General features: G+C 72.8%; 15 protein-coding genes. 14 read left to right on the top strand and 1 reads right to left on the bottom strand.

Annotation, left to right across the window (positions count from 1 at the left end; all coding sequences use genetic code 11):
• Window positions 1-89: 89 nt before the first annotated feature.
• Window positions 90-752, bottom strand: a complete 663-nt coding sequence (locus ACZ6W9_RS09385; protein ID WP_389969798.1) for a TetR/AcrR family transcriptional regulator — start codon at window positions 750-752, stop codon at window positions 90-92.
• Window positions 753-797: 45 nt separating this feature from the next.
• Here ACZ6W9_RS09385 and ACZ6W9_RS09390 point away from each other — a divergent pair, with 45 nt between their 5' ends.
• From ACZ6W9_RS09390 to ACZ6W9_RS09455, 14 genes are all read left to right on the top strand, one after another.
• A complete protein-coding gene (locus tag ACZ6W9_RS09390; RefSeq protein WP_389969796.1) occupies window positions 798-1,784 on the top strand; it encodes a hypothetical protein in 987 nt (328 codons plus the stop codon).
• 76 nt (window positions 1,785-1,860) lie between these two features.
• Window positions 1,861-3,219: a methyltransferase family protein gene (locus ACZ6W9_RS09395; protein ID WP_389969794.1), complete on the top strand. Its 1,359-nt coding sequence runs from the start codon at window positions 1,861-1,863 to the stop codon at window positions 3,217-3,219.
• Window positions 3,220-3,260: 41 nt separating this feature from the next.
• Entirely contained in the window at window positions 3,261-3,656 is a 396-nt protein-coding gene (locus tag ACZ6W9_RS09400; protein WP_362945389.1) for a DUF948 domain-containing protein, read from the top strand.
• Window positions 3,653-3,907, top strand: a complete 255-nt coding sequence (locus ACZ6W9_RS09405) for a hypothetical protein (RefSeq protein WP_389969792.1) — start codon at window positions 3,653-3,655, stop codon at window positions 3,905-3,907. Before ACZ6W9_RS09400 ends, ACZ6W9_RS09405 begins: the two co-directional genes overlap by 4 nt.
• 1 nt (window position 3,908) lies before the next feature.
• The gene (gene alaS / locus ACZ6W9_RS09410) at window positions 3,909-6,581 is read left to right on the top strand and encodes an alanine--tRNA ligase (RefSeq protein ID WP_389969790.1); all 2,673 of its coding nucleotides are present in this window, start codon (window positions 3,909-3,911) and stop codon (window positions 6,579-6,581) included.
• Window positions 6,582-6,632: 51 nt separating this feature from the next.
• Window positions 6,633-7,139: a Holliday junction resolvase RuvX gene (ruvX, locus tag ACZ6W9_RS09415; protein WP_362945395.1), complete on the top strand. Its 507-nt coding sequence runs from the start codon at window positions 6,633-6,635 to the stop codon at window positions 7,137-7,139.
• Window positions 7,136-8,170: an endolytic transglycosylase MltG gene (gene mltG / locus ACZ6W9_RS09420; protein ID WP_389969788.1), complete on the top strand. Its 1,035-nt coding sequence runs from the start codon at window positions 7,136-7,138 to the stop codon at window positions 8,168-8,170. The genes ruvX and mltG (ACZ6W9_RS09420) overlap by 4 nt, the downstream gene beginning before the upstream one ends.
• A gap of 163 nt (window positions 8,171-8,333) precedes the next feature.
• On the top strand, window positions 8,334-9,476 hold the full coding sequence (mltG, locus tag ACZ6W9_RS09425; protein ID WP_389969786.1) for an endolytic transglycosylase MltG: 1,143 nt from the start codon (window positions 8,334-8,336) through the stop codon (window positions 9,474-9,476).
• Window positions 9,473-10,315: a shikimate dehydrogenase gene (locus ACZ6W9_RS09430; RefSeq protein WP_389969785.1), complete on the top strand. Its 843-nt coding sequence runs from the start codon at window positions 9,473-9,475 to the stop codon at window positions 10,313-10,315. The genes mltG (ACZ6W9_RS09425) and ACZ6W9_RS09430 overlap by 4 nt, the downstream gene beginning before the upstream one ends.
• A 304-nt stretch (window positions 10,316-10,619) precedes the next feature.
• Window positions 10,620-11,306 (top strand): translation initiation factor IF-3, encoded by a 687-nt coding sequence (gene infC / locus ACZ6W9_RS09435; RefSeq protein WP_470117170.1) that lies wholly within the window; start codon window positions 10,620-10,622, stop codon window positions 11,304-11,306.
• 130 nt (window positions 11,307-11,436) lie between these two features.
• The gene (gene rpmI / locus ACZ6W9_RS09440) at window positions 11,437-11,631 is read left to right on the top strand and encodes a 50S ribosomal protein L35 (protein WP_068924211.1); all 195 of its coding nucleotides are present in this window, start codon (window positions 11,437-11,439) and stop codon (window positions 11,629-11,631) included.
• A gap of 24 nt (window positions 11,632-11,655) precedes the next feature.
• The gene (gene rplT / locus ACZ6W9_RS09445; RefSeq protein ID WP_189248256.1) at window positions 11,656-12,039 is read left to right on the top strand and encodes a 50S ribosomal protein L20; all 384 of its coding nucleotides are present in this window, start codon (window positions 11,656-11,658) and stop codon (window positions 12,037-12,039) included.
• 96 nt (window positions 12,040-12,135) lie between these two features.
• Entirely contained in the window at window positions 12,136-12,966 is an 831-nt protein-coding gene (locus tag ACZ6W9_RS09450) for a TrmH family RNA methyltransferase (protein WP_470117173.1), read from the top strand.
• A gap of 51 nt (window positions 12,967-13,017) precedes the next feature.
• Complete coding sequence (locus tag ACZ6W9_RS09455; RefSeq protein WP_389969782.1) at window positions 13,018-14,100, top strand: sensor histidine kinase; 1,083 nt, start codon at window positions 13,018-13,020, stop codon at window positions 14,098-14,100.
• Window positions 14,101-14,143: the final 43 nt, after the last annotated feature.

A 14,143-nucleotide genomic window follows, 5' to 3' on the forward strand; every position in this document is an offset into this window, starting at 1 on the left:
TCCGCCACGGTCCGCCGGTCCCGCTGCGGCCCGCCATGCGCCCTGCCCGTCCCGGAACGGCCCGCACGGCGGGCGGGCCGGGCAGGCGGTCAGCCGGGGGCGGGCGGCGTACGGCGGCGCGGCAGCCGCACCGTCAGCAGCCTGGCGCGCGGGGCGACCCTGCCGACCAGGTCGAACAGCGCCTCGGTGCGGGAGCGGTCGGCGTCGAGATGGGTGAAGACGTTGACGCCGAGATAGAAGGTGATCGCCGCGTAGGCGAGGTCGCGGGGCGGCATGAGGCGGGCGAGCGGTGAACCGCCGATGACCCGCTCCAGGGTCTCCTCGACGAAGCCGATCCACGGCTCGGCACGCTTGGTGATCTCCGCGCGGAGCTCGGGCCTGGCGAGGCCCGCCCCGACGAGCTCGGAGAAGAGCGTGATGTGCCCGCCCTCCAGATCGGCGCGGTAGATGGCGTTGGCCACCTCCACCAGCTCCTCCAGCGTGCGGGCCCCCGCCACGGCCTCCCGGTAGGCGGCCATGCGCTGCTCGGAGGAGCGGTCCAGGGCGGTCAGCAGCAGCTGGTCCACGCCGCCGAAGTGGTAGAAGACCAGGGCCGAGTTGACCTCCGCCTCCTTGGCGATGGCGCGGGCGCTGGTTCCGGCGTACCCCTCGGCCCGCAGCACCCGCGAGGCCGCCTCGACCAGCCGCTCGCGGGTCTCCGCCCCTGCCTGCCTGCTCACTCCGAGCCTCCCTTGCTCCGGCGATCTCCTCATCGTACGGTTTAATCAAGTGATTAAACCAACCGATGAAGAGGCCCCGTGAACGACTCACCCCCATCCCCCGAGCCGAAACCCGAACCGTTCCCCGAGCCGGAACGCGAGCCGGCCTCCGGGCCGCCTCCGGCACCGGAACCGGCGCCCGGACCCTCCCGGGAGCCGGACCCCGCGCACCGGAACCGGGCGCGCCGGACCCTCGCGGCGCTGGTGATCGCCCTGTTCGCCGCGCTGCTGCTCTACCGGGTGCTGCACGCCGGCCACCTGGAGCAGACGGCCCTCTTCTACCTGGGACTGCCGGCCGTCATCGCCGTCACCGTCATCCTCACCGCCCGGCCGCGCACCGTCACCGGGCTGATCATGGCGGCCATCACCGTCGGGCTCGCCCTGGCCGGTCCGCTGCTCGGCGAGGGGATCGTCTGCCTCGTCTTCGCGGCCCCGCTGTTCTACTTCATCGGCCTGATCTTCGGACTCGTCGCCGACGGCCATCGCAGACGGGGGACGAACGCGATCGCCGTCCCGCTGGTGCTGCTGACGCTGGCCGCCGGGGGAGCCGAGCTGGCCGCCCCGTCCCGCGACGGCGAGGTGACCGTGTCCGTCCAGACCTCCGGAAGGGACGTCGAGCGGGCGCTGGCCGCCGCGCCGCGGTTCGGCGCCTTCGACTCGCCGCTGCTCCGGCTGGGCTTCCCCCGGCCGGTGCGGTCGGCGGGGGAGGGGCTGCGGATCGGGGACCGGCGGGAGATCGTCTTCACCCCGCGCCGCTCCCTGGGCATCGGCGCCGCCCCCGAGCCCCGGTCGATGACCCTCGGGGTGAAGGAGCGTGCGCCGGGCCGGGTGACGTTCTCGGTGCTCGGCGACACCACCCTGGCCCGCTGGCTCGACCTGAGGGAGGCGGAGTTCGCCTGGGGCGGCGGGCGGGTCACCGTGACCCTGCGCTACCGCCGCACCTTCGACCCCGGCTGGTACTTCGGCCCGCTCCAGCGGTACGCGCTCGGCGAGGCCGCCGCCTACCTCGCCCGGACGTTCGGATGACCGGCGCCCCGGGAGCCCCGGCGGCGAGCGGCGCCGCGATGGTCCCGGCGGCGGCCGGCGGCGCGGGAGCCCGGCGATGACCGTCGCCGTGGGAGCCCCGGCGGCGGCCGCCGGTCCTGTCCCGGACCCCGCCGGTCTGAGCGCGGCCCTCGCCGGCATGACCGCGGACCCGGCGCTGGTCCGCGGCCTGGCGCTCATGGTCCCCGTGGCCGCCGTGCTCGCCGCCGCCGCGGCCCGCCGTCACCCGGAGCGGGACATCGCGGCGGCGATCCTCGCCACGGCCTGGAACCTGACGGTCCTCGCCGCCGTGAACGTCCTGGCCATCGGCGCGGGCTGGTGGCGCTTCACCGCCGAGGGGGCGGTCTGGCACGGCGTCCCCGCGGACCTGCTGCTCGGCTGGGCGCTGCTGTGGGGGGCGCTGCCCGCCCTGGCCGCCCGGCGGGCGCCCCTGCCGCTCGTCGTGGCGGCCCTGGCGTGGTTCGACCTGGCGGTCATGCCGCTCGGCCGGCCCGTCGTCGTGCTCGGCGACGGCTGGCTCACGGGCGAGACGCTGGCGGTCGCCGCCGCCCTGGTCCCCGGCCTGCTCCTCTCGCGGTGGACGTCCGCCGGGCGCCGCCTGCGCGCCCGGGTCGCGATGCAGGCGCTGCTCGCGGGCGGCCTCGGCCTGGCCCTGCCGATCGCCGCCACGCAGGCGTGGCGGCAGCCGTCGTGGGCGCTGGGCCTGCTCGTCCAGGCGCTCGCCGTGCCGCTGCTGCTCGGCCTGGCCGCGGTGCGGGAGTTCGCCGAGGAGGGCCGGGGCACGCCGCTGCCGTACGACCCGCCGGAGCGGCTGGTGCGGACCGGCCCCTACGCCTACGTGCGCAACCCGATGCAGGTCTCGATGACGGCGGCCTACCTGCTCCTCGCGACCCTCGACCGGGTCTTCCTGGCCGCCGCGGCGGTCGCCCTGGCCTACGGCGCCGGGCTGGCGGCCTGGCACGAGGGCGAACGGCTCGGCGAACGGCACGGCGCGGCCTGGGAGGAGTACCGGCGAGCGGTGCGTCCCTGGGTGCCGCGCCTGCGGCCCGCCGTACCGGAGGGTGTGCCCGGCGCCACGCTCCACGTCTCCCGCGTCTGCGGCCAGTGCGCGGGGGTCGGCGCCTGGTTCGCCCGCCGCCGGCCCGCCGGGCTGCGGATCCTGGCGGCCGAGGACCACCCGGCCGGCCTGCGCCGGATCACCTACACCGGTCCCGGCGGGGGCACGGCCCAGGGGGCCGCCGCCGTCGCCCGCGCCCTCGTCCACGTGCACCTCGGCTGGGCGCTGCTGGGCTGGGCGCTTCTCCTGCCCGGGGTGACCTGGTTCGCGCAGCTGTGCGTGGACGCCTTCGGCGGCGGCCCGCGGACGGAGGCGCGGTTCGCGGGACGTGTGCCGGGAAGGGTCGGTCAGACGCGATAGGGTCTTGCCGTTCCAGCCGGGTGAAGTAGGGAGATCGGCGCATGCTCACCGCCGGAGAGGTCGCGGGCCTGATGGTCGCCATGTTCTGGGCGATCCTGGTCTGCTTTCTTGCCGTGGTCCTGGTCAGGCTGGCACGCCTGCTGACCCAGACGTCCAAGATGGTCTCCGAGCTCGGCGACCGCGTCGTGCCGCTGCTGGAGGACATGACGGCCACCGTCGGCGAGGCCAACCGCCGGCTCGTCGCCGTCGAGGCCATCGCCGAGGACGTCAAGCAGGTCAGCGGTCACGTCGCCAAGGTCAGCGACGTCACGCAGACCCTCATCACAGGGCCGCTGATCAAGGTGGCGGCGCTGGGTCACGGCGTCCGGCGGGCCCTGGGCGCCCGCCGCGCCCGCGGCCGGTCCGCCCCCCGGGTGCTGGAGGGGCGCAGGTCATGATCCGCCGGTTGTTCTACATGTCCCTCGGCGCGTTCTGCGCGGTGTGGACGATGCGTAAGCTTCAGGCACTGCATCCGAACCACGTGGCCCGGCGCGCCCTTCACGGCGCCTCCGGGATGCTGGAGCAGGCACGGGAGTTCGCGGGCGACGCCCTGGACGGCGCCGCCCGGCGGGAAACCGAGTTGCGTTCCCGGTTCGGGCTGGACAGTGTTGACGACACCAACCACTACGACGTAAAGGACGGCCGCTGAAATGGAGTCGGCAGAGATCGCGCGCCGCTTCCTGCGCTTCTTCGAGGAGCGTGGGCACACCGTCGTGCCCTCGGCCAGCCTGATCGCCGAGGACCCGACGCTGCTGCTGGTGCCCGCGGGCATGGTGCCCTTCAAGCCCTACTTCCTCGGGCAGCAGAAACCCCCGTTCAAGCGGGCCACCAGCGTCCAGAAGTGCGTGCGCACCCCCGACATCGACGAGGTCGGCAAGACCACCAGGCACGCCACGTTCTTCCAGATGCTCGGCAACTTCTCGTTCGGTGACTACTTCAAGGACCAGGCGATCCCGCTCGCCTGGGAGCTGCTGACCAAGCCCGAGTCCGAGGGCGGCTTCGGCTTCCCCGCCGAGCGCCTCTGGGTCACCGTCTACCACGACGACGACGAGGCCTACCGCCTCTGGCACGAGAAGGTCGGCGTCCCGGCCGAGCGCATCCAGCGCCGCGGCCTGGAGGACAACTACTGGCACATGGGCGTGCCCGGTCCGGGCGGCCCCTGCACCGAGATCTACTACGACCGCGGCCCCGAGTACGGCAAGGACGGTGGCCCCGTCGCCGACGAGAACCGCTATCTCGAGGTCTGGAACAACGTCTTCATGCAGTTCCAGCTCGGCGCGGTCCGCAGCAAGACCGACTTCGACGTCATCGGCGAGCTGCCCGCCCGCAGCGTCGACACCGGCATGGGCCTGGAGCGCATGGCGGCGATCCTGCAGGGCGTCGACAACATCTACGAGATCGACACCACCTACAAGATCCTCGACCGGGCCGCCGAGCTGACCAGGACGCGCTACGGCCGTGACGAGCGCGCCGACGTCTCGCTGCGGGTCGTCGCCGACCACGTGCGCACCAGCGTGATGCTGGTGGCCGACGGCGTGCTGCCCTCCAACGAGGGCCGCGGCTACGTGCTGCGGCGCATCCTGCGCCGCGCCGTCCGCAACCTGCGCCTGCTGGGCGCGGGCGAGGAGCGCTACATGCACGACCTCACCGCGGTGACCATCGCCGTGATGGGCGATCTGTACCCCGAGCTCAAGGCCGACGCCCCGCAGATCCACGCGGTGATCGACGCCGAGGAGGCGTCCTTCCTGGGCACCCTCCGCACCGGCACCGCGATCTTCGACGCGGCGGTGGAGGAGAACAAGCGCAAGGGCCGGGGCACCCTCGGCGGGGACCAGGCCTTCCAGCTCCACGACACCTACGGCTTCCCGATCGACCTGACCCTGGAGATGGCCTCCGAGCAGGGCCTCAAGGTCGACGAGGAGGGCTTCCGCCGGCTGATGAAGGAGCAGCGCGACCGCGCCAAGGCCGACGCCGCCGCCAAGAAGACCGGCAACGCCGACATCTCGGTGTTCGGCCGGATCCTGGAGAAGACCGGCAAGGTCGACTTCCTGGGCTACGACCAGGTGACGGCGGAGGCGCAGGTCATCGGCCTGCTGGTGGACGGCGCGCCGGTCCCCGCGGCCGGCGCCGGCACCACGGCCGAGGTCGTGCTGAGCCGTACCCCCTTCTACGCCGAGGGCGGCGGCCAGCTCGCCGACCAGGGCGTCATCCGCACCGGCGGCGCCGAGGTCGAGATCGTGGACGTGCAGTCCCCGGTCGCGGGCGTCATCGTGCACCGCGGCAAGGTCCGCGCCGGGGAGATCCGGGTGGGCGACCAGGCCCAGGCCGAGATCGACGTCGAGCGGCGCCGCGCCATCTCCCGCAGCCACACCGCCACCCACCTGGTGCACCGCGGCTTCCGCAACGCGCTGGGGGAGACGGCGGCGCAGGCCGGCTCGGAGAACTCGCCCGGCCGCTTCCGCTTCGACTTCACCGCCGCCGGCGCCGTGCCGCCCAGCGTGCTGCGCGACGTCGAGGACGAGGTCAACGCCGTTCTGATCAACGACCTCACGGTCAACGCCTTCCACACCTCCCAGTCCGAGGCCCGGGCGATGGGCGCGCTGGCCCTGTTCGGCGAGAAGTACGGCGAGACCGTCCGCATCGTCGAGGTGGGCGACTACTCCAGGGAGCTGTGCGGCGGCACCCACGTCGCCAGCTCCGGCCAGCTCGGCCTGGTCAAGGTGCTGGGCGAGTCCTCGATCGGCGCCGGCGTGCGCCGCGTCGAGGCCCTGGTCGGCCTGGACGCCTTCCGGTTCCTGGCCCGCGAGAGCGTGCTGGTGGCCCAGCTGTCCGAGCAGCTCAAGGCCCGCCGCGAGGAGCTTCCCGAGCGGATCGAGGGCATCGTCACCCGGCTGCGCACCGCGGAGAAGGAGCTGGAGCGGCTCCGCTCGGCTCAGGTGCTGGCCGTGGCCGGCGAGCTCGCCGCCGCCGCCCGCGACCTGGACGGCGTCTCGGTCGTGACGCACCGGGCGCCCGACGGCACCTCCCCGGACGACCTGCGCAAGCTGGCGCTCGACGTGCGGGGCCGGTTCCCCGCCGACCGCGCCGCCGTGGTCGTCGTCGCCGGCGTGCCCGGTGACCGGCCCGTCGTCGTCGCGGCCGTCAACGACGCCGGGCGCGCCCGGGGCCTGAAGGCCGGCCGGCTCGTCGGTGTCGCGGCCAAGGCGCTCGGCGGCGGCGGCGGAGGCAAGGACGACGTCGCGCAGGGCGGCGGGGCCCGTCCCGAGGCGATCGGTGACGCGCTCGGCGCCGTGCAGCAGGCGATCGCGCAGGCCGCCTCCTGACACCGGGCGTCCGGGGGTCTGACGAGGCCCGGAGGCGGGGACGATGACCACATGAGAAACGGCATTCGCCTGGGCGTCGACGTCGGCTCGGTCCGCATCGGCGTGGCCCGCAGCGACCCCTCGGGGCTGCTGGCCACGCCGGTGGAGACCGTACGGCGCGGCAGAGGAGACCTGGAACGGCTCGCGGAGATCGCGACCGAGTACGACGTCGTCGAGATCGTGGTCGGTCTGCCGACCTCGTTGTCGGGCCGGGAGGGGCAGGCGGCGGGGCTCGCCCGCGACTTCGCGGCCCGGATCGCCCATCGGCTGGCGCCCGTCCCGGTGCGGCTGTTCGACGAGCGGCTGACCACGGTCACCGCCCAGCAGGGCCTCCGGGCCAGCGGGGTCAAGGCGAAGAACCAGCGCGGCGTGGTGGACCAGGCGGCGGCCATCGTGCTGCTGCAGGCGGCCCTGGACGCCGAGCGCGCCACCGGGAGGCCGCCGGGCAGTGCTCTGGGTGCCTCGGGGCCGCCGGGCGGGCCGCCCGGCACGGGATCGGGTGACGGGACACCGCGGTGATCCCCCGGCCCGCGTGGCTGCTGGCGGGCGGGGCCGCCGCGGTCGTCCTCGCGGCGGCCGCCGGGAGTTACGTGGTGGTCGGGCCGCGGCTGATGCCCGACGACTTCGCCGGGCAGGGCTCGGGCTCGGTCGTCGTGCGGATCCCCTCGGGCGCGAGCGCCGGGGAGATCGCCGAGACGCTCGCCGACGCGGGCGTCGTCGCGAGCGCCGGGGCGTTCGTCAAGGCGGCCGAGGAACGGGCCAAGACCGGCAGTCTGCGGCCCGGCCACTACCGCCTGCGGAAGGGCATGGCCGCCGACTCCGCCCTCGACCTGCTGCTCGCCCCGGGGTCGCGGGTGGTGCGCCGGGTCACGGTCCCCGAGGGGTTGCGCCTGACCGAGCTGTTCGACAGGCTGGCGGCCAAGACCGGTATGCCCAGGGACGCCTTCGTCCGGGCCTCCGAGGACCGTGAGGAGCTGGAGCTGCCGTCCTACGCCAAGGGACCCGAGGGCTTCATGTTCCCGGCGACCTACGAGGTCGAGCCGGACATGACCCCCGCCGACGTGCTCGGCCTCATGGTGGAACGGTACAAGAGAGCCGCGGCCAAGCTGGAGCTGGAGAACCGCGCGGCCGAGCGCGGCCTGACGCCACTGGAGGCGGTCACGGTGGCCAGCCTCGTCCAGGCGGAGGGCGGGCGCGACTCCGACTATCCGAAGATCGCTAGAGTGATCTACAACCGGATCAAGGCGGGCACGCCGCTGCAGATCGACAGTACGGTGCTCTACGCGCAGAACCGCCGGACGCTCAGGGTGACGGAGAAGGACACGAAGGTGAAGTCGCCCTACAACACCTACGCTCATCCCGGGCTGCCTCCGGGACCGATCGCGAATCCGGGGGAGAAGGCGATCACCGCGGCTCTCCGTCCAGATCGGGGTGATTGGTTCTGGTTTGTCACGATCGATCCGAAGCGTAGAATCACGAAATTCACTGACAAAGAGAGTGAGTTTGTGAGATACCGGGAAGAGCTGAACAGATACCTCGGGACGCATTGATGTCCGGCGGAACATCCCCGGTTCCGCCGCAAGCGGCGATGCCCACTGCGCGGCCGAGGCGCGGATCCCGGGACACCGGGCCGCTCGACCCCGTGTCCCCCCTCGGTTTGGCATGCCCGCTTGACGCCAGGCCGTCCCACCCGGGAGATTGGCCAGCGGACCTATGAACGATCTCGATATGGACTTCCTGGTCGGCGAGGACGACCCCTCACGTCGTCCTCGCCGGACCGGCCGTGGGCGCCGCAGACGACGGCGCCGCAACCGCGGCGGGTTCCTCGCCCCGATGCTCGCGGTCATCATCCTGGTCGGCGGCCTCGGCGCCGGCGGCTACTACGGCTACCTGTGGGTGCGCGACGCGATGACCGTCGAGGACTACAAGGGCCAGGGCAGCGGCGAGGTCGTCGTGGAGATCAAGGAGGGGCAGACCGCCTCCCAGATCGCCCTGACCCTCCGGGAGAAGGACGTCGTCAAGAGCTCCGAGGCGTTCACCGACGCCATCACCGACGCCGGCAAGAGCTCCTCCCTGCAGCCCGGCGAGTACCGGATGCGCAAGCAGATGGCCGCCGCCGAGGCCGTGAAGCTGCTCGACCCGGCCAAGCGGCTGCACGAGCGGGTGACCATCAAGGAGGGCCTGCGCCTGACGGCCATGCTGCAGGAGCTCGCCAAGCAGACCGGCAAGCCGCTGAAGGAGTTCCAGCAGGCCGCCAAGAACGGCAAGGCGCTGGGCCTGCCCTCCTACGCCAGGGGCAATCCGGAGGGCTACGTCTTCCCGGCGACCTACGAGATCACCCCCAAGATGACGGCCTCCGACATCCTGACCGCGATGGTCGACCGCTTCAAGGAGACCGCCGAGAAGGAGAACCTGGCCAGGGAGGCCAAGGCCCTGGGCTACACCCCGCACCAGATCGTGACGATCGCCAGCATCGTCCAGGCCGAGGCCGGCAACCTCGACGACATGGCCAAGATGTCCCGCGTCATCTACAACCGGCTCCACTCCGAGCCGCCGATGAAGCTCGGGATGGACAGCACGGTCATGTACGCGCTCGGCAAGTACGGCATCGAGGCCAGCCACGCCGATCTGGAGAGCGCCTCGCCCTACAACACCTACAAGCGTCTCGGCCTGCCGCCGGGGCCGATCTCCAACCCGGGCGACGACGCCATCCAGGCGGCGCTCAACCCGGCCAAGGGCGACTGGAAGTTCTTCGTCACCGTCGACCCCAAGCGCCGCATCACCAAGTTCGCCACCAACGAGACCGACTTCTTCAAGCTCAAGGCGGAGTACGAGCAGAACAAGGCGGGCGGATGACCGGGGCCGCCGGCACCGTCAGGGCCGCGGTCCTCGGGTCGCCCATCGCCCACTCGCTGTCGCCGGTCCTGCACCGCGCCGCCCACGCGGCCATGGGCCTGGACGGGTGGCACTACGAGGCGATCGAGTGCGACGAGGCCGCCCTGCCCGGCCTCGTCGCCGGGCTCGGTCCCGAGTGGGCCGGTCTGTCGCTGACCATGCCGCTCAAGCGCGCGGTGCTGCCGCTGCTGGGCACGGTCTCCGATCTCGCCGTGCGGGTGGGCGGGGCCAACACCGTGGTCTTCGACGGCGGCGCCCGTCACGGCCACAACACCGACGTCCACGGCATCGTCCGGGCGCTCACCGAGGCGGGGGTGGCGCCGCCCCGGTCGGCGACGATCCTCGGCGGCGGGGCCACGGCGGCCTCGGCGCTGGCCGCGCTGCGCGAGCTGGGCCTGGCCGAGGCGACCCTGGTGGTGCGCGACCCGGAGCGGGCCCGGACGACCGCCGGGGCCGCCGAGCGGCTGGAGACGGCCCTGCAGGTGCTGACCTTCGACAAGGTCGGCACGGCCCTGGAGACGGACCTGGTGGTCTCGACGCTGCCCGCGGGCGCCGCCGACGGCCTGGCGGACCTGGTGGCCGGGGTGCCCGCGCTCTTCGACGTCGTCTACGCCCCCTGGCCCACCCGCCTGGCCGCGGCCGTGGCCGCCCGCGGCGGCACGGTGGTCGGCGGCTTCCCCATGCTGCTGCACCAGGCGGCCCGGCAGGTCGAGCTGATGACCGGCCGGACCGACGTGCCGGTGGAGGCGATGCGCGCGGCGGGCGAGGCGGAGATCGCCCGGCGGGCCGCCACGGGCTGACCGGCCCCGCGGCCGTGGACCGGCCGGTCCCGCCGCTCCCGGGAAGGTTCGAGGGGCCTTCGGTGTTGTGATAGAGTGACTACTCGATCGGTCCGGCATGCCTGCCGGACGCGCAAGCGGAGGTTCACCTCCCACCTGGTCGGCCGAAAAGCCGGCAGGTCAAGGATCACACCGGTTGACCCCGGAAAGAGCCCGCGGCGGCGAAGCCGATGAGCTCATGTGGCCCCGCATGCGCGACGTGCGGGGCATTTCGCATTCCGGGCCCTCGGGGCCTCGGGGGTGACTTCCCGGCACGATCGAGTATGTGGCAGACGCCGCCGGGCAAGCCGGCGGTGGATCCGACCTAGGAGGCCCCATCAGCGCCGAGCCCCGCATCAACGACCGTATTCGTGTCCCCGAGGTCCGCCTCGTCGGCCCGAACGGCGAGCAGGTCGGCATCGTCTCCATCGGCGATGCCCTGAAGCTGGCTCAGGAGTCCGACCTCGACCTCGTGGAGGTCGCGGCTACGGCTCGCCCGCCCGTGTGCAAGCTCATGGACTACGGCAAGTTCAAGTACGAGTCCGCGATGAAGGCACGCGAGGCGCGGCGCAACCAGGCGTACACGATCATCAAGGAGATCAAGCTCCGTCCGAAGATCGACCCGCACGACTACGAGACCAAGAAGGGTCACGTGGTGCGGTTCCTCAAGGCCGGGGACAAGGTCAAGGTCACGATCATGTTCCGCGGACGGGAGCAGTCCCGGCCCGAGCTGGGTTTCCGGCTCCTGCAGCGGCTGGCGGAGGACGTCTCGGAGCTCGGCTTCGTGGAGTCCCAGCCCAAGCAGGACGGCCGAAACATGATCATGGTGATCGGCCCGCACAAGAAGAAGGCCGAGGCCAAGGCCGAGAAGGCGGCGGCCAAGGCGCGACGTGACGAGACCTCCGAAGAGGCTCCGGCGCTCGTTGACGACGGCGTGTCCGTCGACGACGGCGCGGCCGTCCCGCAGGAGTGACTCGCACGGCCCGGACCACCGGGCAGTCGCGGGATTAAGCCGAGACCGGGTCCGGTCTCACAGTCAGGCATGCCCTTGACTCGGGTTACCGGCCCGGGACATCGGCACGATCGAGGGAGAGACGGCTGAGATGCCGAAGATGAAGACGCACAGCGGTGCGAAGAAGCGGTTCCGGCTGACCGGCACCGGCAAGATCAAGCGGCGCCGCGCCAACCGCGCGCACTACAACGAGTGGAAGTCCTCCACTCTCACGCGTCGTCTCAAGCCCGAGGTCGTGCTGTCCGACGCCGACACCAAGAAGATCAAAAAGCTGCTCGCCAAGTAACGACCCCCGGGGAGATAGATAGACATGGCACGCGTGAAGCGGGCGATCAACGCCAAGAAGAAGCGCAGGGTCGTTCTCGAGCGGGCGAGCGGCTACCGGGGCCAGCGGTCGCGTCTGTACCGCAAGGCCAAGGAGCAGATGCTCCACTCGATGACCTACGCCTACCGCGACCGCAAGGACCGCAAGGGCACCTTCCGCCGTCTCTGGATCCAGCGCATCAACGCCGCTGCCCGCCAGAACGGCATCACCTACAACCGGCTCATCCAGGGTCTGCGCCTGGCCTCCATCGAGGTCGACCGCAAGATCCTCGCCGACCTCGCGGTCAACGACGCCGCCACGTTCGCGACGCTGGTCGAGGCCGCCAAGAAGGCGCTCCCGGCCGACGTGAACGCGCCGGTCGCCGGCTGAGCAACACGCCCGCCGGGCCGCGGCCCGGCACCGGCGAGGGCGCGGCCCACAGCGATCACGCTGTGGGCCGCGTCCGCATTCCTGGGGGATTCGAACATGGCGGAATCTGAGCTCACCAACATCAAGTCGCCGCGGGTCAAGGCCGTGCGGCGGCTGACCAAGCGCGCCTTCCGGGACCGGGACCGGTCCTTCATCGCCGAGGGGCCGCAGGCCGTACGCGAGGCTCTGGCGCTGGACGGCGTCGTGACGCAGCTGTTCGCCACCGCCGAGGCCGAGGTCCGGCACGCCGACCTCGTCGCCGCCGCCGCGGCGGCCGGCGTGCCGGCGCAGCGCGCCAGCGGCGAGGTCATGGCCGAGCTCGCCCAGACCGTCACCCCGCAGGGCCTGCTGGCCGTCTGCCGGTTCGTGCACGTCCCCCTGGACGACGCCGTCACGGCCGACGCCCGGCTGGTGGCCGTCCTGGCGCACGTCCGCGACCCGGGGAACGCCGGCACCGTGCTGCGCACCGCCGACGCCGCCGGCGCCGACGCGGTCGTCTTCACCGACGCCTCGGTCGACCCCTACAACGGCAAGTGCGTCCGGGCCAGCGCCGGCAGCCTGTTCCACCTCCCGGTGGTCACGGGCACCCCCGTGGCACGGGCCGTCGGGCGGCTGAAGGAGCAGGGCCTGCGGGTGCTCGCGGCAGACGGCGCGGGGGAGCGCACCCTCGACGACGTCGACCTGTCCGGGCCGGTCGCCTGGGTCTTCGGCAACGAGGCGTGGGGGCTGCCCGAGGAGATCCTGAAGCTGGCCGACGAGGTCGTCCGCGTCCCGATCTACGGCGGGGCCGAGAGCCTCAACCTCGCGACCGCCGCCGCGGTCTGTCTGTACGCATCTGCCCGGTCTCAGCGGACCGGTTCCCCGGGCAGCGCCGCGAGGCTGCCGTAGGACGCGGGAAACCCGCTATTGTCGGCGTTGTAGCGTCGAGGAGGCGGGGTCGTGCACGGCGAACACACCGACGAACGGAGCGCTGACTCCGCCTGTGTGATCGACGTGGACGACCTCCCCGACGGCCTCGTCGTGACCGACCGGGACGGCCACGTGCTGGCCGTCAACCGCGCCGCCGTCCGCCTCACCGGCGTCGCCCGCGACCGGGCTCTCGGACGGCACCTGCGGGACGCGTTCTCCTTCCGCGACCACGACGGGCGCGACTGGTGGAAGTGGTTCGACCCCTACGGGGGCCTGCCCGGCCGGGCCCGCCAGCCGGAGCTGCCGCTGCGCACTCCGGGCGGGCAGGAGATGCTCGTGGCCGCCCGCCTGGTGCGCCGGCCCGAGCGGGGCGGCCCGGTCGTCCGGGTGGTGATCACCCTGCGCGACGCGGGCGCCCGCGCCCGGCTGGAGCGCAGCCGCGCCGACCTGGTCTCCACGGTCGCCCACGAGCTGCGCTCCCCGCTGACCAGCGTCAAGGGCTTCACCGCGACGCTGCTGGCCAAGTGGACCCGTTTCACCGACGACCAGAAGCTCGTCATGCTGGAGACGGTCAACGCCGACGCCGACCGGGTGACCCGGCTGATCACCGAGCTGCTGGACGTCTCCCGCATCGAGTCGGGCCGCCTGGAGATCCACCGCCAGGTGGTCGACATCCCGGCCAGGGCCCGGAAGGTCATCGCCGGGCGGGTGGCGGCGGGAGAGCCGGAGGACCGCTTCCGGCTGGAGGTCCGCGGCGAGCTCCCCGAGACCTGGCTCGATCAGGACAAGATCGACCAGGTCCTGGCCAACCTGCTGGAAAACGCGGTGCGCCACGGTCGCGGTACGGTGACAATAGCCATAGAGCCGAACGACTGGGGAGTCGCCGTGTCCGTCCGCGACCAGGGAGAGGGCATCCCGCCCGAGCTGGTCACGCGCGTGTTCCGGCAGTTCTGGCGGGGCAACGCCCGTCGCCGGGGAGGCACCGGGCTCGGCCTGTTCATCGTCAAGGGCCTGATCGAGGCGCACGGCGGCACGATCTCCGTGCGGCGGGGCCCCGAGGGCGGCGCCGAGTTCCGATTTACCGTGCCCACCGGCACCCCTGACTTCGCCTGAGCACTTCGCCTGAGCGTCGATGCGGGCCCGGTGGGCTCTCCCG

This window comes from Streptosporangium sp. NPDC053982, from assembly GCF_055585205.1.

Excerpts from the sequence above, each read along its gene's own strand:
- ACZ6W9_RS09385 (WP_389969798.1), bottom strand. The coding sequence starts at position 752 with ATGAGGAGATCGCCGGAGCAAGGGAGGCTCGGAGTGAGCAGGCAGGCA.
- ACZ6W9_RS09395 (WP_389969794.1), top strand. The coding sequence starts at position 1,861 with ATGACCGTCGCCGTGGGAGCCCCGGCGGCGGCCGCCGGTCCTGTCCCG.
- ACZ6W9_RS09400 (WP_362945389.1), top strand. The coding sequence starts at position 3,261 with ATGCTCACCGCCGGAGAGGTCGCGGGCCTGATGGTCGCCATGTTCTGG.
- ACZ6W9_RS09405 (WP_389969792.1), top strand. The coding sequence starts at position 3,653 with ATGATCCGCCGGTTGTTCTACATGTCCCTCGGCGCGTTCTGCGCGGTG.
- alaS (WP_389969790.1), top strand. The coding sequence starts at position 3,909 with ATGGAGTCGGCAGAGATCGCGCGCCGCTTCCTGCGCTTCTTCGAGGAG.
- ruvX (WP_362945395.1), top strand. The coding sequence starts at position 6,633 with ATGAGAAACGGCATTCGCCTGGGCGTCGACGTCGGCTCGGTCCGCATC.
- mltG (WP_389969786.1), top strand. The coding sequence starts at position 8,334 with ATGAACGATCTCGATATGGACTTCCTGGTCGGCGAGGACGACCCCTCA.
- ACZ6W9_RS09430 (WP_389969785.1), top strand. The coding sequence starts at position 9,473 with ATGACCGGGGCCGCCGGCACCGTCAGGGCCGCGGTCCTCGGGTCGCCC.
- rpmI (WP_068924211.1), top strand. The coding sequence starts at position 11,437 with ATGCCGAAGATGAAGACGCACAGCGGTGCGAAGAAGCGGTTCCGGCTG.
- rplT (WP_189248256.1), top strand. The coding sequence starts at position 11,656 with ATGGCACGCGTGAAGCGGGCGATCAACGCCAAGAAGAAGCGCAGGGTC.
- ACZ6W9_RS09450 (WP_470117173.1), top strand. The coding sequence starts at position 12,136 with ATGGCGGAATCTGAGCTCACCAACATCAAGTCGCCGCGGGTCAAGGCC.